Consider the following 20,220-nt stretch of genomic DNA (forward strand, 5'->3'; position numbering starts at 1 on the left):
AGCAGCTTCGGGTACCAGTCGGTAATAGGCAGACGCGAAGCTGCCGGAATTGCCCGAATGATCGTTCGGTGCTCGTAGCTCCGCGCGTAGACAACCCTTGAACACCCTGTGAAACAAAGGAGATACGGCCATGGAGTCGAACACTTCGCAGGTCGCCTCGCGGGCGCCTCGCGGGGTCCACGCGGTGCGCGGGAGGGGCGGTGGCATGCCGAAGGGCGGCGGCCCCGACCGGTGTCGAGGGCGCCGCCCTTCGGCGGACGGAGGCGGTTACGCCGCTTCGCTGTCGAACTTCGCGGTGGCCCAGAGATAACCGAGTACGGCCAGGGCGACGCACCAGCCGAGGGCGATCCAGCCGTTGTTGCCGATCTCGGTGCCGAGGAGCAGTCCGCGCAGGGTCTCGATGGCGGGGGTGAAGGGCTGGTATTCGGCGATCGGCCGGAACCAGCCGGGCATGGAGTCCAGCGGGACGAAGGCGCTGGAGATCAGCGGCAGCAGGATCATCGGCAGCGCGTTGTTGCTGGCGGCCTCCGCGTTGGGGCTGATGAGGCCCATGCCCACGGCGATCCAGGTGAACGCGGTGGCGAAGAGGACCAGGAGGCCGAAGGCGGCAAGCCACTCCAGCACGGTCGCGTCCGTGGAACGGAAGCCGATGGCGACGCCGACCGCACCCACGAGGACCACGCTCGCGACGCACTGGAGCACGCTGCCGACGACATGGCCGATGAGGACCGACCCGCGGTGGATGGCCATGGTCCGGAAGCGGGCGATGATCCCCTCGGTCATGTCGTTGGAGACCGAGACCGCGGTGCCGACGGTGGTGGAGCCGATCGTCATGAGCAGCACCCCGGGCACCAGATAGGCGATGTACTGCGCGCGGTCCGCTCCGCCGCCGCCGATCCCGGCGCTCATGGTGTCTCCGAAGATGTAGACGAAGAGGAGGAGCAGCATGATCGGGGTGAGGAGGAGGTTGAGGGTGAGGGAGGGGTAGCGGCGGGCGTGGAGGAGGTTGCGTCGGAGCATGGTGGTCGAGTCGCGGGCGGCGAGGGTGAGGGTGCTCATCGGACGGTCTCCTTGGCGGCGGTGGAAGTGCTGGTCGGGGTGGGTGCGGTGTTGTTGTGGGTGGTGAGGGCGAAGAAGACGTCGTCGAGGTCGGGGGTGTGGACGGTGAGTTCGTCGGCGTCGATGCCGGCGGTGTCGAGGCGGTCGAGGATGGTGCGCAGGGTGCGTTGGCTGCCGTCGCTGGGGAGGGTGAGGGCGAGGGTGTCGTCGTGGGGGGTGGCGTCGGGGAGTTGGGTGGTGGCGGTGCGGTAGGCGGTGGGGTCGGTGAAGCGGAGTTTGACGTGTCCGCCGGGGACGAGGCGTTTGAGTTCGTCGGGGGTGCCGTGGGCGGCGATGGTGCCGTTGTTGAGGACGGCGATGCGGTCGGCGAGCTGGTCGGCTTCTTCGAGGTACTGGGTGGTGAGGAAGACGGTGACGCCGGTGGTGACGAGGTCGCGGATGATGCCCCACATGGTGTGGCGGGAGCGGGGGTCGAGGCCGGTGGTGGGTTCGTCGAGGAAGATGATGCGGGGGTCGCCGACGAGGGTCATGGCGATGTCGAGGCGTCGTTTCATGCCGCCTGAGTAGGTGGAGGCGGGTTTCTTCGCGGCGTCGGTGAGGTCGAAGCGGTTGAGGAGTTCGGTGGTGACGCGGCGGCCTTCGTTCTTGGGCAGGTGGTGGAGGTCGGCCATCAGGAGCATGTTCTCCTCGCCGGTGATCAGTCCGTCGACGGCGGAGAACTGGCCGGTGACGCCGATGGTGGCGCGGGCGGATTGGGCGTCGGTGGCCAGATCGTGGCCGCCGATCCGGACCGGCCCGGAGCCGGCGTCCGGCCGCACCAGCGTGGAGAGGATCTTCACGGCCGTCGTCTTGCCCGCACCGTTCGGCCCCAGCAGCGCGAACACGGAACCGGCCGGGATGCGTAGATCGATGCCGTCGAGGACGGTCTTGTCCCCGTAGGACTTGCGCAGACCGACGGCGGAGACGGCGTACGGGCACTCCTCGGCGGTGGCGCGGCTAGACATGGGCATGACAGAACTCGGCATGGCGTCCTCCGACGCGAAGACTGGGAGAGGGGAGAGGGGAGAGGGGAGAGGGGGGAGAAGGGAAGGGAAGAGCGGGGAGCGACCGTGGGGGCGGGGCTCAGCCCTGGGAGCGGCGGACGTCGATGTTGCCCCAGCGGGTGCGGGCGCGGATCTTGACGGTCTCCTCCGTCGACTCCGGCGCGTCCGACGCCGTGAGCGTGTTGCGTACCTGGCCCCGGCCGGAGTCAGCGTCGAGCCAGGCGGCGGTGCCCGCGCGGATGCCGATGTCGATGGCGCCGTGGTTGGTCTCCAACTGGACGGTGCCCCGGACCACTTCGCCGACGCGCAGGGTTCCGTGCGCGGTGGTGGCGGTGACCGAGTTCTCGGCGCGGGCGATGTCGATGTCCCCGTTGGCGCCGCTCACCCGCAGTTCCCCGGTGGCCACGCCCACGGTGGTGCTGCCGTGCGAGTTCTTGAGGACGGCGGGGCCGTCGAGCAGGCCGACGCGCATGCTCCCCGAGCTGGTGGTGATCTCGGCGGCGCCGTCGACCCGGTCGACGGTGATCGAGCCGTGTGCGGCGGTGAGCTTCAGCGGGCCGGTGGCGTCCAGCCGGACATCACCGGACGAGGTCTTCCCCCGCACCTCGCCGAGCCTGCCCTCGCCGAGGAGCTGGGCCCAGGCGCCGGTCATCTCCACGTGGGAGCCGGCGGGCAGTTCGACCGTCACGTCGACCGTGCCGGTCCGTCCGACGAGGTAGCGCTGCTTCGGCGTCCGGATGGTCAGGGCGTTGTTCGCGTACGCCACCTCGGTCTGGCCGGCGGCCCGTACGTCCTGGTCCTTCTTCGGGTCGCGGGGCCGCGCCTCCACGACGGTGTCGGTGCGGTCGCTCGCGATGAACTGGATGGATCCGGCGTCCACGTGCACGGTGGCGGTGATGGGCCCGGGGGTGTCGAAAGAAGGCATGGCTGTCCCGTCCTCATGGGTCTCTCGGGCGTCCTCGCAGGTGGGGCGCCGTGTGGATGAAGTGGTTCGGGTGCGGTGCGGTGGGCGGGGCGCGGTCAGCGCACCCAGCCCGTGAAGTTCTGTCCGACGTTCCGGGACCTCTCCGCCGTGCGCGGCGGGGCGCCGCCGTCGACCGCGGCCGAGACAGCCCGTACCAGCCAGGCGTTGACCGACAGACCCTCCCGGCCGGCGGCCTGTTCGGCCCGGGCCTTGAGCGGGGCCGGCAGACGCAGGTTGACGCGTGCGGTGGCGCCCTCCTCGCCGTCGCCCGCTCCGGCGGGCGGCTCGGCGGGGACGGCCTGCTCGACGGGTTCGGCCAGGGTGGTGGCGGTGGGCGGCAGCGTCACCACGAAGTCGGGGTCCAGGCCGCGCAGTCGTACGTCGACCGAGCCGGGGGCCAGTTCCCGGGTGATCTCGTCCATCGCGGCGGAGAGCACGTTGAGCATCGTCAGCCGGGTCGCCGACTCCAGCGGGGCGGTGAGCCGGTCCGCCAGCTCGCGGGCGTCCTCGCCGCCGGCCTCGGCGGCCACCGCGAGTTCGCGGCGGATGGTGTCGACATACGGGGTGAGGTCCATGACGCCATCATGGCACCATTGTGGCACCGTGGCAAGCGATTGGGTGGCGCCAGTGGTGTCACCGCGTGGCGTCCTCGCATGACGCAGGGCCCGATTCGCTAGGCGATTCGGGCCCTGAGCTGGGCTTTCATGAAAGGCGCGCGGGGTGGCGCCAGTGGTGCCACATCAGGTTTCTACTTGGTCGCTCCCTGGGCGAAGCCGTTGTAGATGTAGCGCTGGAGGAACAGGAAGATCACCAGAGTGGGCAGGATGACGAGGATCGCCCCGGCCGAGATGTTCTCCCAATGGGCGCCGAACGGCCCCTTGAACCGGAAGAGCGCGGTGGACACCGTGCCCAGGTCCTCCGAGGGCATGTAGAGGAAGGGGATGTAGAAGTCGTTGTAGACGGTGATCCCCTTGATGATGACCACGGTGGCGATGGCCGGCTTGAGCAGCGGGAAGATCACCTTCCGGTAGACCGTGAAGGAGTTGGCCCCGTCCAGCCGGGCCGCCTCGTCCAGCGAGACCGGGATGCCCCGGATGAACTGCAGGAAGATGTAGATGGACACGATGTCGGTCCCCATGTACAGCAGGATCGGCGCCCATCGGCTGTCGAACAGGCCGAAGCTGTTGACCACTTGGAACGTCGCCACCTGCGTGGTGACCCCCGGGACAAGGGTGGCGACCAGGAACAGGCCCATGACCAGCTTTTTGGCCGGGAAGTGGAAGCGGTCGATCGCATACGCCGTCATCGAGCCGATGACCACCGTGCCGGTGATCGAGAACAGCAGGATGAACGCGGTGTTCCCGAAGGCGGTGACCATCTTGCCGTCGGTGAACGCGGTCGCGTAGTTGGAGAAGTTGAGCCAGTCCGAGGGCAGGGACAGCGGTCCGCCGTCGGCCATCTCGTCCGAAGTCTTGAGCGAGGTCAGGAAGACCACGCCGAGCGGGACGAGGACGACCAGTGAGGCCAGCACCAGGGAGAGATAGACGGCGGTCCTGGCGATCAGGCCGCGGGTGCGGACGGCCGCGGTGGACCTCCCGCCCCGCGTACGGACGGCTGCGGCGGACGTGCGGGCCGTGGTCATACGAGATCCACCTTCTCATCGGGCACGAGACGGCGCTGGATCCAGGTGATCAGCAGAATGATCAGCAACAGCACCACCGCGGCGGCCGAGGCCAGCCCGGTCTTGTTGAACTGGAACGCGAGCTTGACGGTCTGGATGACGAACGTCGTCGTCCCCGTCGAACCGCCGGTCATGATCCACGGGATCTCGAAGACCGAGAGGGACCCGGAGATCGCCAGGATGATGCTCAGGCTCAGCACGGGCCTGATGCCCGGCGCGATGATGTGCCGGAACTGCTGCCACCGCGAGGCCCCGTCGAGCTGCGCGGCCTCGTAGAGCTCGCCCGGAATGGACTGGATGGCACCGAGGAAGAGCACGAAGTTCAGCCCGGTGTAGCGCCAGATCGAGACGCCGGACAGGGACGTGTTCGCCGAGGCGGGGTCGCCCAGCCAGGCGTGGTCGGAGCCGGCGCCGACCCAGGACAGCACCGAGTCCAGCGTGCCGCCGTCCTTGAAGAAGTACAGGAAGATGAAACCGATGGCCACGCCGTTGACCAGGTAGGGGAAGAAGAGAATCCCCTTGAACAGGTTGCGGAACCTGAGATCGAAGCTGAGCACCGTAGCGAAGTAGAGGGCGATCGCGATCTGCACCACCGACGCGGCGAGGTAGTAGAAGCTGACGAAGAAGACCCGGAAGAGCTCGGGCCGGGTGAAGATCTGGACGTAGTTGTCCATGCCCGTGAAATCGCGCTCGGGACTGATGCCGTCCCAGTCGGTGAAGCTGTAGTAGAGCATGTTGCCGACGGGCACGTACGTGAAGGTGATCAGCAGTACGAGCGGTACGGCGAGGAACGTCCACGGGGTCAGCCGGCGCAGCAGCCGTCCTCGTGGTGCCTGCCGCGGCGGTCGCCGGCGGCTGCCCCCGGCCCGGCGGGCCGCGGCGCGCGGCGGTGTCGCCGGGGCCGTATCGATGGTTCGGGTCATGTGTCAGGGCCTTCTCTCATCCGCTTGCGCCCGTCGGGCTCGACGGCCCCGGCCGCCGCTGCCGCACGGCCGGGGCCTTCCTCCGCCGGCTGTCAGGAACCGGCGGTCCTCGCCGCCTCGTCCCACCTCTTGTCGAGGTCGGCGAAGAAGTCCTTGAGGGTGCCGTGCTCCGCGCCCCGGGCGATGTCGATCAACTTCTGGCGGTAGTCAGGGGTGTTGAGACCGATCTCGGACGCCTTGTCGATGTCGTTGACCTTCGCGGTGTCCCTTTCCGACCGCTCCGTGAAGGTGACATCGTTGTCAACGAGGTCCTGGAGGGTGTCGGGCATGGGAGCGGACTTCACGGTGGGGACGGCCCCCTCCTTGGCGGAGTAGCCGGACTTCTCGGTGAACCAGTCGATCCACGCGCGGGCGGCCTCCTTGTGCTCGGAGTTGATGTTCACCGCCTGCTGGTAGTCGGAGACCAGCGTGGCGCAGAACTTTCCGTCCTTCTGCGCGGGGAAGGGCATGAAGCCGATGTCGTCCTTGCTGCCGCCCGCCGCCTCCGCGGCCTGCCGCATCTGCGTGATCGACCAGGAGCCGAGCATCATCGCGCCGATCTTTCCCTTGGCGACGAGGGTCTTGGACTCCTCCCAGTTGGTGGTGTTGGGGTCCTTCTCGGAGAGGCCGCCCTTGACGATGTCGTGGAGCAGCGTGTCCGAGACGTTCAGCTCGCTGCCGGCCTTCCACGGCGAGACGGCTCCGGCCAGCTTGTTGCTCGCGTCCTTGTCGCAGGTCACCGAGCCGAGGTTGCTGGTCCACTGCACCAGCGGCCAGCCGTCGCCGAAGTTGGTGTAGTAGGGGACGGCCTTCGTCTTCGACTTGATCGCGCCGAGGTCCGCGAGGAACTCCTGGGGCGTCTTCGGCCACTCGGTGATGCCGGCCCGCTTCCACACGGCCTTGTTGTAGACGAAGCCGTTGGCGGTGCCGAACTGGGCGACGCCGTAGACCTTGCCACCGACCTCCGTCTTGTCGCTGAAGCGGTACTTCGCGCCCAGTTCCTCGGCGGAGCCCAGCGGGGCGAAGAACCGCGGGTAGTCGTTCTTGGCCACCGCGCCGGGGATCATGAGGACGTCGCCGTAGTGCTTGGTGTTCATCCGGATCCGGGCCTCGCCCTCGTAGTCCGTGAGGCCCTCGAACTTCACCTGGACCTTGGGATAGATCTTCCGGAACTCTGCCGCGTAGGCGTCCATCGCGCCGCTCTTGACGAGGTCGGTGCGCTGGGTGAGGACCGTGATGCCGCCGCTCACCTCCTTCGCGTCGGTGGGCGCCGAGGCGGTCTCCGAGGACGGCGTGCCCCCGCCGCCGCACCCCGTCACGGTCAGCGTCGCGACGGCCAGCAACGCACCGGTCAGGGTCCTGGTCTTCCCCATGTGCCCAACTCCTTCAAGATGGCGGCTCAAGGTCTGCGGTGGGATAGCGGCACTATGGCAGCCGGTTGGTGAACCGGTAAAGCTCCAGTTTCGATCGTGATGCTCAATCGTTACCGACGATCCCTTATTGGCTGTTCTGTCCCATGCTGGGAGAGCTGAAAGTGACGATGTGACGCCTAGACCGGTTTATAGACAGAGGGTGATGGGCGGGCTAGGTTAACGGCGTCGTACATCTACCGGGCTGAGTCACCGGCCTGTGTCAGGCGATTGGAGCCGCACCCCATGAAGGACGTCACCCCGCTCAACGACGGCTGGACCCTGCGCCATGACGCGACCCCGCTCCCCGCCGTCGTTCCCGGCTGTGTGCACACCGATCTGTACGCCGCCGGGCTCGTCCCGGACCCCTACCTCGGTCTCAACGAGACCGAGGTGGCCTGGGTGGGGCGGCGCTCCTGGACGTACGAACGGCCCTTGGCGCACGACAGCGGCCACGAGCGGACGGACCTCGTCTTCGACGGGCTCGACACGGCCGCGACGCTCACCCTCGACGGCCGGACCCTGGGCAGCACCCGCAACATGCACCGCGCGTACCGGTTCGACGTCACCGGCGCGACCGGCCTGCTGGAGGTCGCCTTCGCCTCCGCGTACGACGAGGCCGAAGCCGTCCGCGCGCTGACCGGCGACCGGCCCAACGTCTATCCCGAACCCTCCCAGTACATCCGGAAGATGGCCTGCAACTTCGGCTGGGACTGGGGGCCGACGCTGGTCACCGCCGGCATCTGGCGGCCGGTCCGCCTGGAGCACTGGTCCACCGCGCGCCTCGCCTCGGTGCGCCCGCTGATCACCGTCGAGGACGGCACCGGACGGGCCGAGATACGGATCGCGATCGAGCGCACCGAGAAGGGCCGCGCCCGCGCGCTGACCGCCACCGCCGCCGTCGCGGGCGTCCGCGCCGAGACCCGGGTCGAGGGGGACGAGGCCGTCGTACGGCTGGACGTCGACGCCCCCCGACTCTGGTGGCCGCGCGGCTACGGCGAACAGCACCTCTACGACCTCGTGGTCGAACTGCGCGACGCCGACGGCGTACTCGACACCTGGGAGCGGAGGATCGGATTCCGTACGGTCGAACTCGACCGCTCCGCCGACGAGCACGGCACCGGATTCACCCTCGTCGTCAACGGCGTACGGATCTTCGCGCGCGGGGTCAACTGGATCCCCGACGACGCCTTCCCGTCCCGGATCACCCCCGAGCGCTACCGCACCCGGCTCCGGCAGGCCGCCGACGCCCATGTCGACCTGGTCAGGGTCTGGGGCGGCGGCATCTACGAGGACGAGGCGTTCTACACCGCCTGCGACGAACTCGGCCTGATGGTCTGGCAGGACTTCCTCTTCGCCTGCTCCGCCTATCCCGAGGAGCAGCCGCTGCGCGGAGAGGTCGAGGCCGAGGCCCGCGACAACGTTGTCCGACTGATGCCGCACCCCAGCCTCGTCCTGTGGAACGGCAACAACGAGAACCTGTGGGGCTTCCGCGACTGGAAGTGGGAGCCCGAACTGGCCGGTGACTCCTGGGGCGAGGGCTACTACCTCGGGCTGCTGCCCCGGCTGGTCGCCGAACTCGACCCCACCCGCCCCTACGCGGCCGGAAGCCCCTGGTCCGGATCCTGGGACCACCACCCCAACGACCCGGCGCACGGCACCCACCACTCCTGGGAGGTCTGGAACCGGCAGGACTACGCCGAGTACCGCGCCACCGTGCCGCGCTTCGTCGCGGAGTTCGGCTGGCAGGCGCCCCCTGCCCTCGCCACCCTCCACCGCGCCCTGCCCGGCGAGGAGCTGGCCCCGGACTCGCCCGGCATGCTCCACCACCAGAAGGCCGAGGACGGCAACGGCAAGCTGAACCGGGGCGTCGCCCGCCACTTCACCCTCCCCGAGAACGACTTCGACCGCTGGCACTACCTCACCCAGGTCGTGCAGGCGCGCGCCGTTGCGGCCGGCATCGAGCACTGGCGCTCCCACTGGCCGGTCTGCGCCGGAACCGTCGTCTGGCAGCTGAACGACTGCTGGCCGGTCAGCTCCTGGGCCGCTATCGACGGCGACGGCCGGCTCAAGCCGCTCTACCACGAGCTGCGCCGGGTGTACGCGGACCGGCTGCTGACCCTGCTGCCCACGGGCGACGGGGGCGAGGGCGGCCCGGTGCTCGCCGTCGTCAACCAGTCGGGCGCCGAGTGGCGGACCTCGGTGGAGCTGCGGCGGGTGGAGGCCGACGGGACGACGCTGCGCCGGGAGGTGCGGGAGGTGACGGTGGGGGCGCGAGCGGTGGTGCGGATCCCCGTTCCCGAGGCGCTGGTGCCCGGCGGCGCGTTCGCCAAGGAGTTCCTCGTCGCCGACGCCGACGGGTTGCGCGCACTCCATTTCCCGGTCACCGACAAGGAGTTCGCGTATCCGGCGCCGGAGTTCGACGTCGCCGTGGAGGCGGTGGCGGGCGAGCGGGATACAGTCGACGTCGTGGTGAGCGCGCGCACTCTGCTGAGAGACCTTCTTCTCCAGGCCGACCGGCTGGACCCGGCCGCCGAGGCCGATCAGGGCCTGCGGACCCTGCTGCCCGGCGAGCGGATCCGGATCCGGGTGACGGGCTGCGGCTCCGTCGACGAGGCGAGGGCGCGGTCCGCCCTCTTCAGCGCGGGCGCCCGGTGAACGGTCCCGCCCGTGTGACGATCAAGGACGTCGCGGCCCGTGCCGGGGTGTCCAAGGGCGCCGTCTCGCTGGCGTTCAACCAGAAGCCGGGGGTCTCGGACGCCACCCGGCAGCGGATCTTCGACGCGGCGAAGGAGCTGGGCTGGGCGCCGAACCTCACGGCGCGCAGCCTCTCCAGCCAGCGGGTCGACATCATCGGCCTGGCTCTGTGCCGACCCGCCCGGCTGCTCGGTCTCGAACCGTTCTACATGGACTTCATCTCCGGGATCGAGAGCGTCCTGGCCGACCGGTCGTACTCGCTGCTGCTGCGGCTGGTGCGGGATCTGGACGAGGAGACCGAGTTGTACCGGTCGTGGTGGCGCAGCCAGACGATCGCGGGAGCGATCCTGGTCGACTTCCACGAGGACGATCCGCGGGTGCCCGCGCTGGCCTCCATCGGACTGCCGGCCGTGGCCGTCGGGCACCCCTCGCTGACCGGGACGTTCCCGGCCGTCTGGACCGACGACGCGTCCGCCGCGGCCGAGGCCGTCCGCTATCTGGCGGCGCTCGGCCACCGGCGGATCGCCCGCGTCGGCGGCCCGGTCGGGCTCGGGCACAGCGCGATCCGGGCCCATGCCTTCGCGACCACGCTGCGGGAGCTGGGACTTGAGGAGGGCCGGCAGATCGCGACCGGCTTCGACGGGAGCGAGGGGGCGCGGGCAACGCGTTCCCTGCTGATGTCGCCGGAGCGTCCGACGGCCATCGTGTACGACAACGACATCATGGCCGTCGCGGGCGCGGGCGTCGCCGCCGAGATGGGTTTCGTGGTGCCCGACGATGTGTCCCTGCTGGCCTGGGACGACTCCCAGCTGTGCCGGATCACGCATCCGACGCTGTCGGCGATGAGCCACGACGTGCACAACTTCGGCGCCCAGGTGGCTCGTACGCTGTTCGCCGTCATCGAGGGCCGGCATTCCGGTTCCGTCCAGGTGCCGACGCCCTCGCTCACCCCGCGCGGTTCGACGGCGCAGGCGCCGGCGGCGCACTGAACGTTCCGGATCGTGGGCCCGGCTCCAGGGCCTGTTCCTCTTCCCTGTTCCTGTTCCTGTTCCTGTTCCTGTTCCCGCCCCGCGCTCGGTTTGTTGTGCCGGGCGGGGGGGGCGGTGTCCGGGTGGTGGGGTGGTTCGTAGGGCAGGCGGGTGGTGCGGTTCGTGCGGCGGGGTCAGGGGAAGGCGATGTCCACCGTGGCGCGGTAGGCGGTTCCCCTTCCGCTGACCGTCAGTGGTTCGCCTGCGGGGGCGTACGCCGAGGCGCCCGCCGGGAGGTCGAGCGAGCCGGCGGCTCCGGTGACGCGTACGGTGCCGGAGGTGCAGACGAGGATCTGAGGAGCGTCCGAGCCGAGGGCGATCTCCGGCCGGTGCACGCCGGGCCGTACGACGGAGAGCCGGAAGTCGTCCACGGCACAGGCGTACACCTCCTCGCCCCCGGCGACGGCCTCGGGCCGCTCCACCCGGACCCGGGTGGGAGCGAAGCGGATCACCCGCAGCAGTTCGGCCGCGTCCACGTGCTTGGACGTCAGCCCGCAGCGCAGCACGTTGTCGGAGCCGGCCATGACCTCGACCCCGAGTCCCCTTATATAGGCGTGGGGTACGCCGGCGCCGAGGAAGAGGCCCTCGCCCGGTGCCAGCCGGACGTGGTTGAGCATCAGCGCGGGCAGCAGCCCGGCGTCCCCGGGGTGGGCCCGCGCGATCGTGTCGTACGCGGCGAACTGTTCCTGGAACGGGCCGGGACGGGCGGCCTCGCTGGCCACCGCCCGGGCGACCTCGGCGACGAGTGAGCGGTGCGGGGTGAGGAACGCCGAGAAGACCTGCCGCAGTGCGGCCTCCTCGGGGAGTGTCCGCAGGGCCGCGCGGTGGTGGTCGAGCCGGGCCACCCGCAGCGCGCCGAGCAGATCGGCGCAGCCGCCGGCGGTCCGGAAGCCGCAGAGACCGTCGAAGGCGCCGAGCGCGACGATCATCTCCGGCTTGTGGTTGGCGTCGGGGTAGGTGCGGTGCGGGGCGTCGAGCGGGATCCCGAGCGCGTTCTCGCGCGCGTGCCCGGCGGCGGCCTGGGCCAGGTCCGGGTGGACCTGGAGCGAGAGCGGCGCCTCGGCGGCCAACAGCTTGAGCAGGAACGGCAGTCGCGGGCCGAATCGGCGCAGCACGGCCTCGCCCAGTTCGGCGGCGGGTGCCTCCTCGATGACCGCGTCCAGCGCACGTGGCCCGTCGCCGCGTTCGACGAGGGACGGCGCGGTGGGATGGGCCCCCATCCACAGCTCGGCCTGCGGCGTTCCGTCCGGTTCCGTGCCCGTCAGTCCGGGAAGCGCGGTGGTGGAGCCCCAGGCGTAGCGGCGGACGGTGTTGGTCAGGCGGTCCATGCGGCGGCCCTCCCGGCGGGTGCGGAGATGCCGGAGGGTGGTGCGGGGGTCGCGGGGATTCCCGATGTCTCGATGGTTCCCCTGGGGTCCGGGGACATGGCGGCGGCGGCCGCTGCGCCGATGAGCCCGGCGTCCAGGGCGAGCAGCGCCGGTACGACGGGCAGCCCGCGGGTGAAGTCGAGTACGGCGTAGTCGGCGAGGTGGGTCCGCAGCGGTGCGAACAGGGTGTCTCCGGCCTGGGCCACCCCGCCACCGATGACCACGAGGTCCAGTTCGACCAGGGCGGCGGTGGCCGCGACGGCCGCCGCCAGGGCCCGGGCCGCCCGGTCGTACGCCGCGAGCGCGCGGGGGTCGCCGGACCGCGCGGACCGCGCCACCTCGGCGGCCGTCGCCGGGCTGCCCGGCGGCGGGGTCCAGCCGGAGGCCCCGGCGTACGCGGCGATGGACGTCCCGCTGGCCAGGCCCTCGACACAGCCCGGCGCCCCGCAGGGGCACAGCGAACCGTGCAGATCGACGGTGATGTGCCCGATGTGGCCGGCGTTCCCGGTCCGGCCGGTGCGGAGCCGGCCGTCCAGGACCAGACCGCCGCCGACGCCCGTGGAGACCACCATGCACAGCGCGTTGTCGACGCCGCGCGCCGCGCCGAGCCAGTGCTCGGCCGCCGTCATGGCCACGGCGTCGCCGACCAGCACGGGCCGGGTTCCGGCGGGCATCCGGGGGTGCGCCGCCACCCGCTCGACCAGCGGGAAGCGGCGCCAGGCGGGGATGTTGACCGGGCTGACCGTACCGGCCGCAGTGTCGACCGGACCGGCGCTGGCGATGCCGAAACAGCTCTGCGCGTCCCACATCGGGTGCCGGGCGAGTTCGTCGACGACCGAGGCCACGGCGGCCATCAGCGCCTCGGCGGACTCCCGGGCAGGTGTGGGCCGTTGGGCGCGCGCGACCAGGACGCCCGTGTCGTCGACGAGCGCTCCGGCGATCTTCGTCCCCCCGATGTCCAGTGCTCCGTACACCGTCACGTCACCACCACACCTTTCGTGAAGGGGCACGGTTCTCCGGCACGAATCGCACCCCCGGAGGCCACTCTGACCTGTGGGTGACAACGTTGTCTAGTGAACGGTTTAGTTAAGGTAAAAGTTTAGCGATGAAGGCGTGGGCGGGGCGGCGGTGTGTCGTTTCCGACTGGCCGCGCCATGCCCGCGTGGGTCCGTGATGCGGAGCCGGGGTGCGGGGACTCGTCACTCGAATCTCCGGCGTCACCGGATCGGGCGAAGCGGCGCCGGCAGGGCGCACGAAGAGGCATTGGTCGGATACTCTCTGTAATCATGGCTGGTGATTCCGCAGGGAGGAAGCATGCGAAAGCTGACAGCTCTGGCCGTTACCGGCGCGCTGTTCTTCGGGGGTGTGGGGGCTGCGGTTGCTGGGGGCTGGCCCTCCATTCCCACGCTGAAGACGACGGGCGCCGTCTTCGCCGACGGCACCTACAAGTGGGAGCCCAAGGGCAAGAATCACGGCGGTTTCCATCTCAAGGGCAATTTGTCGGATGCCGAGAAGGGCGATGGAAACAACGTCTACATGCAAGTGAGGGTCGAGGGCTACGGCTGGAACCGCCTCAACGGGAAACAGGGCAAGACGGTTCACCTCGACAAGATCGTCTATGACGGTGCCGCGCAGTACACCCGAAGGGCATGGATTCGAACGTGCCGCGATCGGGGCTCGTTCCATCCCGACAACTGCTCATACGCGAAGCACTACACGAGGTAGTGGGGCCGTGCGGCCGGCCCGGAGCGCCCGGCTCCGTTGCCGCCGCAGGTCGATGAGTCACGGCGAGACAAGAGGTGCCGCTCACCATGGATGCCATCCTCCGTGCGAAGGGTGTCGAGTTGCGCTACGGCGCTCACAAGGCCGTATGCGGCGTGGACTTCGCGCTGGCCCCCGGCGAGGTCTGCGCGATCATGGGCAGCAGCGGGTCGGGCAAGTCGTCCCTGCTCCACTGCCTGGCCGGGGTCGTGCCGCCCACACGCGGTGAAGTCGCCTTCGATGGAGTCCCGTTGCGGAGACTCGACGACGAGGAACTGAGCGCGGTGCGCAGGGAACGGTTCGGGTTCGTCTTCCAGTACGGGGAGCTGCTCCCTGAGCTGACCGTGGAGGAGAACGCCGCACTGCCGCTCCGTCTGGCCGGGCAGCGCAAGGCGGCGGCCCATGAGAAGGCGGGAGAGGTCCTGGGCCGGCTGGGACTCGCGGAGCTGCGGCAGCGCCGGACCTCGGAGATCTCCGGAGGACAGGCCCAGCGGGTCGCGGTGGCGCGGGCGCTGGTGCACCGCCCCGCGGTCGTCTTCGCGGACGAGCCGACAGGGGCGCTCGACAGCGTCAACGCCGAAGCGGTTTTGGGAGAGTTCCTGAACCTTGCGCGGTCTCAGGGCACAGCCGTCGTCATGGTGACGCACGACGCCTCGGTGGCCGCCCGCGCGGACAACCGTTACACGATGACCGACGGGTCCCTGGCCAGGCAGGCGATGTCGTGAACTCTCCGTCCGTCACCTCGTTGCTCGTCGGCCTGCGTCTGTTGCGTGGCGCCGGCCGGGTGGGGCGAGCCCGGTTCCTGCTGATGACCCTCGGCTGTGCGGCAGGCGTTGCCTGCCTCGCCGCCGTGCTCACCGTTCCGGCGATCCTGGACGCCCACGACAACCGCGCCGCCGCACGCGAGCCGAGACCGGTGACCGGTGTCTACCACGCACGGTCCGCCGAGGACGCCGTTTTCGTGACCCGCAGGGACCCGTACGGCTCCCAGCCGTTCACCCGGGTCTTCCTCAGCCTGCCGATGGGAAGCCGCATCTCCGCCCCGCCCGGGACCGACCGGCTTCCCCGTCCTGGTGAAGTGATCGTCTCCCCGCACTTGCGCGAGACGCTCATCGAGCAGCCGGGACTTGCCGGGCTGCTCCCCGGCCGCATCACGGGAACGATCCGGCCCGAAGGGCTCACAGGCCCCGATGAGCTGTACGCCTATATCGGTCGCACGCAGAGCCAATTGCCCAATGAGGCACGCCCGTTCGCCGGTTTCGGTGAGCGCTGGGCACCGACTCACGTCGTGGACGAATCGACGCTCGACATCCTGCGGTTCGCCCTGGTCTGCTTGGTCCTGTTGCCGCTGGCCGTGTTCCTGTCCGTGTGTGCACGGCTCTCCGCCGAGTCCAGGGCGCGGCGGCTCGCGGCGCTGCGCCTGCTCGGGCTGAGCGTGAAGGGAGCCATGCGCGTCGACGCCGTGGAGACGGTGGCCGCCGCGTCCCTCGGCGCGCTCCTCGGCACCGGTGTGTACACCCTCGCCAACGAGGCACTTGCCGAGGTCGGTCTGCCAGGGCTCCAGTGGTACGCGCCCGACGGCCGCCCGTCCAGCACCGTACTCACCGTCTGCCTTCTCGTCTGCCCCGTCCTCGCCTGGCTCGTCGGACGCCATCGGGCCCGCGAAGCGGCGCTGCGCCCCCTCCAGGTCCGGCGGGGTGCGCCGCCCCGTTCTCCACGGAAGTACGGACTCCTGCTGCTCGTGCCCGGACTCGGGCTCATCAGCGGGTACTGCGCCCTCGGAGCCCTCGGACGGAACCTTTCGGGAGGGCCGGCCAACGCGTTGCTCGTTCCCGTCGGGGTGCTGCTGACCGGGGCCGGCCTCGTTCTCGCGCTCGCCCCGGTCACCGCCTGGCTCGCGAAACGGCTGGCCGGCTCCACGCAATCGCTCTCCCTCACCCTCGCCATGCGCCGCAACGAGGTCGAGCCCGGTGCCTCGCTGCGCGTGGTCACCGGGCTGGTCCTCCTCGTGTACGCCGCGTCGCTCGCCCAGGGCGTTCTTGTGGAACTGGCCCACATCAGCAAGCCGGTGTCCTCGACCCAGGAGTACGCCGTCCCGCTCGCCCAAGCGAACGCGGAACAGCGCGTCCGTATGCGCCGGACAGAGGGTGTGCGCGCGGACGTCGTCGAGATGAACTCCGGGATCGCGAACGGCGAGTCCACCGGATCCGGGATCACGGCCGTGGTCGCCGATTGTGCGCAGTTGGCCGGGTTCACCGCGCAGCCTCCCCGGGGCTGTGCGGATGGCAGAGCCCAGCGTCTCGTCGACTCGGAGTTCGCCGAGGATGCGGATATCCGTCCCGGGCATACCTACACCTTTGTTCTGCGTACGGCTGACGGGAAGAGTACGGAGAAGTTCCGGGTCGCCATTCCTCGGAGCGCCGTTCACATCCGGGCGTGGCAGCCTTCGGTCTTCCTCGGGGCGAACGTCGTCATCCCGCCCTCGCTGCTTCCCGCCGGGACATGGCCGGTGGACGGACAGCTCGTCCTGCTGTCGGACTCCGCGCCGAGCACCGTTCGTACGGTGCTCGACGGCATCGGTGCCATCGCCCCGACGGCAAGTGTCGAGCCGGTGGGCATCAATGTGGAGGGCCTTCAGCAGATCGCCGTGGTCAAAAGCCTGCTTGCGGCCGGGATGATTCTCGGGCTGTTCATCGGGGTCGCCGCCTTCGTCGTGTCCGCCGCAGACCGGGCGATGGAGCGGCGAGGCAAGATCGCCGCGCTGCACCTTCTCGGCGCCCGGCCCCGCACGATCCGCGCGGCCCAATGCGTCCAGGTGCTGCTCCCGCTCGCGGTCGGCCTGGTCGGGGCCCTGGTGGCCGGCCGTCTCGCGGAGTCCAGCTATCTGATCACCGGCGGCGGCACCGTCTACTGGGACGGCGAGGGCCTGCCGCTCCTCGTGGCCTGCACCGTTGCCGTCCTGGTCACCGCAGCGCTGGCCTCGCTGCCTCTCACCCGTCGCCATGTCGAGTTGAGACACATCCGACGCGACTGACCGGACGCCGCTGCACGGCTGGTCCGGGAAGTTCACGATCTCCGCGAGATTCCGTCCTCGACCGCTCGCCATATACCCCCCAGGGGTATATGGTCCTGAGTGTCGCCCGGACCGGACGACGTCGGAGGCACCGCAGCCAGGGAGATGCCATGACGAACCACATCGGACACGACAGCCACACTCACTACGCGTCGCACGCGGGCCACGGCGCACACGCCGGTCACACCGGTCACGCCAGCCATGCCGGTCACGGCGGGGCGCAGCCCGGTGGGCTGTCGGTCTCGCAGAGCGGCTACACCCTGGAGCTCGACTCGACGGTGTTCGCCGCAGGCCGGCGGACGGTCACCTTCCGGGTGACGGGCCCCGACGGCCGGCCGGTGACCGCGTTCGTGCCCGAGCACGAGAAGGAGCTGCACTTCATAGCCGTGCGGCGGGACACGGCAGGCTTCCAGCACGTGCACCCGGTGCGGGACGCGCAGGGCACCTGGAGCACCGAGCTGGACCTGGAGCCGGGGGACTGGCGGTTCTTCACCGACATCCACCCCGCGGCTCACACCGGCACCCTGACCCTGGGCGCCGACGCGTCGGTGGCCGGTCTCTACGAGCCGCGCCCGCTGCCGGAGGCCACGGGGACCGCGCGGATCGGTGAGTACGGCGTCGCGCTGGACGGGGAACTCCTGCCCGGCGAGGCGAGCGAGCTGACGCTCACGGTGAGCAGGGACGGCGTCCCCGTGACGGACCTCCAGCCGTACCTGGCGGCGTACGGGCACCTGGTGGCGCTGCGGGTGGGCGACCTCGGGTACCTCCATGTGCACCCGGAGGGCGCCCCCGGCGACGGGGTCACCGCGCCCGGCCCGGAGATCACGTTCATGGCGGTGGCGCCGACGGCGGGCACGTACCGGCTGTTCCTGGACTTCCAGCACGACGGCGTCGTACGGACGGCCGAGTTCACGGTACGCACGGTCGCAGCGGCAGCCGGCGACGGCGGAGACCCGGCAGAGGCCACGCAGGACGAGACCGCCGAGCACGCCGAGCACCACGAGGGTCACCACGGAGGTCACGACGGCGGGCAGCAGGGCACGCACCACGAGGGTCACCACGGAGCCCACCACGCCGGACACCAGGCCACCCACGCCCACCACTGATCTCCTCCGCCACTCGAAGCCACCCGCCACCCGAAGCCGCCACTCACCACTCCCTCACCGCACACCGCACACCGCACACGCCGCACCCCACCCACTCACCACACACGTCGCGGAAGGAGAAGGGACATGCCCCGTCTGACCCGACTCACGCCCGAAACGGCGGTGGGCACCTCGCGCGAACTGCTGGCCGATCTCGTCTCCCGGCACGGCCGGACCGGCGACATGGTCGCGACGATGGCGCACTCACCGGCCGTCCTGGGCGGCTACCTCCAGCTCAGCCGCGCCATGGGACGCGCGAAGCTCGACCGGCGGATCAGCGAACGGATCTCGATCGCGGTCCAGACCCGGCAGGGCTGCGGGCTCTGTCTTGACGCGCACGTCAGTGCCGCACGCGGCCTGGGCGTGAGCGAGGACGAGATCGGGCGTGCCCGACACGGCACGTCGGACGATCCCGCCATCGCGGCGATCATCGCCCTCGCCCTCCAGGTCCACCGCGAGCCCGCGTCGGTCACCGACGAACAGATCACCACGCTGCGGGCGCACGGATACAGCGACCGCGCGATAGCCGATGTCGTCGGAGTCGTCGCGCTCAACGTTCTCACCGGCGCCTTCAACCTCCTGGCCGGACTCACCTCGGGAGGCGAGGCCGGTGCGTAGAGAAGACATCCCCGTCTGTACACGCGGGGCGCGGGCTCCGCCCGAGGGGCCGCGCCCGCCGCATGGATCCGGAAGGAACCCGTCATGCGATTGTTCGCCGTCCGCGACTACCGGCACCTGTTCGGTGCCCAAGTGATCGCCCTGTTCGGTACGGGACTGACCACCGTTGCCCTCGGGCTGCTGGCGTATGAACTCGCCGGCCCCCGCGCCGGAATGGTCCTCGGTACCGCCCTGACCATCAAGATGGTCATGTACGTCGTGATCGCGCCGCTGGCCGCCGCGTACATCGACCGGCTTCCCAGAAGAGCACTCCTCGTGGTCCTCGACCTCATCCGGGGCGCGGTGGCGCTCGCGCTGCCGCTGGTGACCGAGGTCTGGCAGGTCTACGTACTGATCGGTCTGCTTCAGGCCGCGTCCGCCGCCTTCACACCGACGTTCCAGGCCGTCATCCCGGACATCGTCACCGACGAGGCCGCCTACACGCGCGCGCTGTCCGCCTCCCAGGTCGCATCGACCATGGAGAGCCTGCTCAGCCCCGTGCTGGCCGCCGTCGCGCTGACGTTCATGTCCTTCGACCGGCTCTTCCTCGGCACCTCGGCGGGGTTCGTCCTCTCCGCCCTGCTCGTCCTGTCGACGCGCATCCCGGACGCCCGAGCGGGCGCGCACACCAGGACGTGGGACAAGGTGGCGGGAGGGATCAGGACGTTCGTCACCACGCCCCGGCTGCGCGGGGTCATGGCGCTCAACCTGGCGGTGGCGGCGGCCGGCTCGATCGTCGTCGTCAGCACCGTCAACTACGTGCGGGACGCATTGGGCGGCTCGCAGGCGGATGTCGCCCGGATGCTCGCCGCCTCCGGAACGGGAACGCTCCTGGCCGCCCTCGTCCTGCCCCGTGTGCTCGACCGCGTCGCGGCCCGCAGCGTCATGCTGACCGGTGCGGGCGCCCTCGTGGGAGGTACGGCGGGGGCGGTCACCATAGTCGCGGCCGGTCTCACCACCTGGGTGGGCACCGCGGCCGTCTGGGCCGTCATCGGAGTGGGCATGGCGCTGGTCATCACCCCGACCGGCACGGTCCTGCGCGCCTCCGCCGGGCGTGACGCGATACCCGAGGTGTTCGCGGCGCAGTTCTCCCTGTCCCACCTGGCCTGGCTGATCACGTACCCGATCGCGGGATGGCTCGGTACGGTCGGGGGCTTCACCCTCACCTGGTCCGTCCTCGCGGTCCTCGCGGCGACGGGGGCGGGGGGCGCCCTGCTGCTGTGGCGACGCGAGGAGGAGCACGGCACGGCCCTCGCCCCGGACGGGACCGGCACGGCGACGGCCGGCGCTCGCGCCACCGATGCCCCGGAGCCCGTGGTGGTGCGGGGCCCAGGGGCAGACCGGACGAAGCTGACCAGGGCTGCGTAAGGGCCA

17 protein-coding genes are annotated in these 20,220 nt (G+C 70.3%); 8 read left to right on the forward strand and 9 right to left on the reverse strand.

The genetic code is table 11. The annotated features are described in order from the left end of the window. Window positions 1-267: 267 nt before the first annotated feature. From ACWCXC_RS16730 to ACWCXC_RS16760, 7 genes are all read right to left on the reverse strand, one after another. Entirely contained in the window at window positions 268-1,059 is a 792-nt protein-coding gene (locus ACWCXC_RS16730; RefSeq protein WP_450889433.1) for an ABC transporter permease, read from the reverse strand. Further along, window positions 1,056-2,084, reverse strand: coding sequence for an ATP-binding cassette domain-containing protein (locus ACWCXC_RS16735; protein WP_450889435.1), 1,029 nt, complete (start codon window positions 2,082-2,084; stop codon window positions 1,056-1,058). Before ACWCXC_RS16735 ends, ACWCXC_RS16730 begins: the two co-directional genes overlap by 4 nt. A 97-nt stretch (window positions 2,085-2,181) precedes the next feature. Continuing rightward, the gene (locus tag ACWCXC_RS16740) at window positions 2,182-3,027 is read right to left on the reverse strand and encodes a DUF4097 family beta strand repeat-containing protein (RefSeq protein WP_450889437.1); all 846 of its coding nucleotides are present in this window, start codon (window positions 3,025-3,027) and stop codon (window positions 2,182-2,184) included. Between the two features lie 95 nt (window positions 3,028-3,122). Next, window positions 3,123-3,641 (reverse strand): hypothetical protein, encoded by a 519-nt coding sequence (locus ACWCXC_RS16745; protein ID WP_450685546.1) that lies wholly within the window; start codon window positions 3,639-3,641, stop codon window positions 3,123-3,125. Window positions 3,642-3,814: 173 nt separating this feature from the next. Further along, window positions 3,815-4,708, reverse strand: coding sequence for a carbohydrate ABC transporter permease (locus tag ACWCXC_RS16750; RefSeq protein WP_450685545.1), 894 nt, complete (start codon window positions 4,706-4,708; stop codon window positions 3,815-3,817). Then, a complete protein-coding gene (locus ACWCXC_RS16755) occupies window positions 4,705-5,670 on the reverse strand; it encodes a carbohydrate ABC transporter permease (RefSeq protein WP_450685544.1) in 966 nt (321 codons plus the stop codon). The genes ACWCXC_RS16750 and ACWCXC_RS16755 overlap by 4 nt, the downstream gene beginning before the upstream one ends. A 92-nt stretch (window positions 5,671-5,762) precedes the next feature. Beyond that, a complete protein-coding gene (locus ACWCXC_RS16760) occupies window positions 5,763-7,082 on the reverse strand; it encodes an ABC transporter substrate-binding protein (RefSeq protein WP_450685543.1) in 1,320 nt (439 codons plus the stop codon). A gap of 282 nt (window positions 7,083-7,364) precedes the next feature. Here ACWCXC_RS16760 and ACWCXC_RS16765 point away from each other — a divergent pair, with 282 nt between their 5' ends. Then, window positions 7,365-9,776, forward strand: coding sequence for a glycoside hydrolase family 2 protein (locus tag ACWCXC_RS16765; protein WP_450889440.1), 2,412 nt, complete (start codon window positions 7,365-7,367; stop codon window positions 9,774-9,776). After that, entirely contained in the window at window positions 9,773-10,804 is a 1,032-nt protein-coding gene (locus tag ACWCXC_RS16770; protein ID WP_450685541.1) for a LacI family DNA-binding transcriptional regulator, read from the forward strand. The genes ACWCXC_RS16765 and ACWCXC_RS16770 overlap by 4 nt, the downstream gene beginning before the upstream one ends. 173 nt (window positions 10,805-10,977) lie before the next feature. Here ACWCXC_RS16770 and manA read toward each other — a convergent pair whose 3' ends face one another. Both manA and ACWCXC_RS16780 read right to left on the reverse strand, forming a co-directional pair. Further along, window positions 10,978-12,171 (reverse strand): mannose-6-phosphate isomerase, class I, encoded by a 1,194-nt coding sequence (gene manA, locus ACWCXC_RS16775; protein ID WP_450889442.1) that lies wholly within the window; start codon window positions 12,169-12,171, stop codon window positions 10,978-10,980. Continuing rightward, window positions 12,159-13,190 (reverse strand): ROK family protein, encoded by a 1,032-nt coding sequence (locus ACWCXC_RS16780; protein ID WP_450889444.1) that lies wholly within the window; start codon window positions 13,188-13,190, stop codon window positions 12,159-12,161. Before ACWCXC_RS16780 ends, manA begins: the two co-directional genes overlap by 13 nt. Before the next feature lie 334 nt (window positions 13,191-13,524). On the opposite strand from ACWCXC_RS16780, the gene ACWCXC_RS16785 reads away from it, so the two are divergent. The 6 genes from ACWCXC_RS16785 to ACWCXC_RS16810 all read left to right on the forward strand — a co-directional run bounded on the left by ACWCXC_RS16785 (window position 13,525) and on the right by ACWCXC_RS16810 (window position 20,214). Next, window positions 13,525-13,935 carry a hypothetical protein gene (locus ACWCXC_RS16785; protein ID WP_450889446.1) on the forward strand — a complete coding sequence of 137 codons (411 nt, stop codon included), beginning with the start codon at window positions 13,525-13,527 and terminating at the stop codon, window positions 13,933-13,935. A gap of 86 nt (window positions 13,936-14,021) precedes the next feature. After that, entirely contained in the window at window positions 14,022-14,696 is a 675-nt protein-coding gene (locus tag ACWCXC_RS16790; RefSeq protein WP_450685537.1) for an ABC transporter ATP-binding protein, read from the forward strand. Between the two features lie 83 nt (window positions 14,697-14,779). Next, window positions 14,780-17,005 (forward strand): ABC transporter permease, encoded by a 2,226-nt coding sequence (locus ACWCXC_RS16795; protein ID WP_450889622.1) that lies wholly within the window; start codon window positions 14,780-14,782, stop codon window positions 17,003-17,005. 149 nt (window positions 17,006-17,154) lie between these two features. Then, window positions 17,155-18,150, forward strand: coding sequence for a hypothetical protein (locus ACWCXC_RS16800; RefSeq protein ID WP_450889448.1), 996 nt, complete (start codon window positions 17,155-17,157; stop codon window positions 18,148-18,150). A 126-nt stretch (window positions 18,151-18,276) separates the two neighbouring features. Continuing rightward, window positions 18,277-18,807 (forward strand): carboxymuconolactone decarboxylase family protein, encoded by a 531-nt coding sequence (locus tag ACWCXC_RS16805; RefSeq protein WP_450685535.1) that lies wholly within the window; start codon window positions 18,277-18,279, stop codon window positions 18,805-18,807. A gap of 84 nt (window positions 18,808-18,891) precedes the next feature. Beyond that, window positions 18,892-20,214: an MFS transporter gene (locus ACWCXC_RS16810; RefSeq protein WP_450889451.1), complete on the forward strand. Its 1,323-nt coding sequence runs from the start codon at window positions 18,892-18,894 to the stop codon at window positions 20,212-20,214. Window positions 20,215-20,220: the final 6 nt, after the last annotated feature.

The organism is Streptomyces sp. NPDC001515 (genome assembly GCF_053597115.1).

Bases quoted from the DNA above. Each gene is read 5' to 3' on its own strand.
- ACWCXC_RS16730 (WP_450889433.1), bottom strand. From the start codon at position 1,059: ATGAGCACCCTCACCCTCGCCGCCCGCGACTCGACCACCATGCTCCGA.
- ACWCXC_RS16735 (WP_450889435.1), bottom strand. From the start codon at position 2,084: ATGCCGAGTTCTGTCATGCCCATGTCTAGCCGCGCCACCGCCGAGGAG.
- ACWCXC_RS16740 (WP_450889437.1), bottom strand. From the start codon at position 3,027: ATGCCTTCTTTCGACACCCCCGGGCCCATCACCGCCACCGTGCACGTG.
- ACWCXC_RS16745 (WP_450685546.1), bottom strand. From the start codon at position 3,641: ATGGACCTCACCCCGTATGTCGACACCATCCGCCGCGAACTCGCGGTG.
- ACWCXC_RS16750 (WP_450685545.1), bottom strand. From the start codon at position 4,708: ATGACCACGGCCCGCACGTCCGCCGCAGCCGTCCGTACGCGGGGCGGG.
- ACWCXC_RS16755 (WP_450685544.1), bottom strand. From the start codon at position 5,670: ATGACCCGAACCATCGATACGGCCCCGGCGACACCGCCGCGCGCCGCG.
- ACWCXC_RS16760 (WP_450685543.1), bottom strand. From the start codon at position 7,082: ATGGGGAAGACCAGGACCCTGACCGGTGCGTTGCTGGCCGTCGCGACG.
- ACWCXC_RS16765 (WP_450889440.1), top strand. From the start codon at position 7,365: ATGAAGGACGTCACCCCGCTCAACGACGGCTGGACCCTGCGCCATGAC.
- manA (WP_450889442.1), bottom strand. From the start codon at position 12,171: ATGGACCGCCTGACCAACACCGTCCGCCGCTACGCCTGGGGCTCCACC.
- ACWCXC_RS16785 (WP_450889446.1), top strand. From the start codon at position 13,525: ATGCGAAAGCTGACAGCTCTGGCCGTTACCGGCGCGCTGTTCTTCGGG.
- ACWCXC_RS16790 (WP_450685537.1), top strand. From the start codon at position 14,022: ATGGATGCCATCCTCCGTGCGAAGGGTGTCGAGTTGCGCTACGGCGCT.
- ACWCXC_RS16795 (WP_450889622.1), top strand. From the start codon at position 14,780: ATGACCCTCGGCTGTGCGGCAGGCGTTGCCTGCCTCGCCGCCGTGCTC.
- ACWCXC_RS16800 (WP_450889448.1), top strand. From the start codon at position 17,155: ATGACGAACCACATCGGACACGACAGCCACACTCACTACGCGTCGCAC.
- ACWCXC_RS16805 (WP_450685535.1), top strand. From the start codon at position 18,277: ATGCCCCGTCTGACCCGACTCACGCCCGAAACGGCGGTGGGCACCTCG.
- ACWCXC_RS16810 (WP_450889451.1), top strand. From the start codon at position 18,892: ATGCGATTGTTCGCCGTCCGCGACTACCGGCACCTGTTCGGTGCCCAA.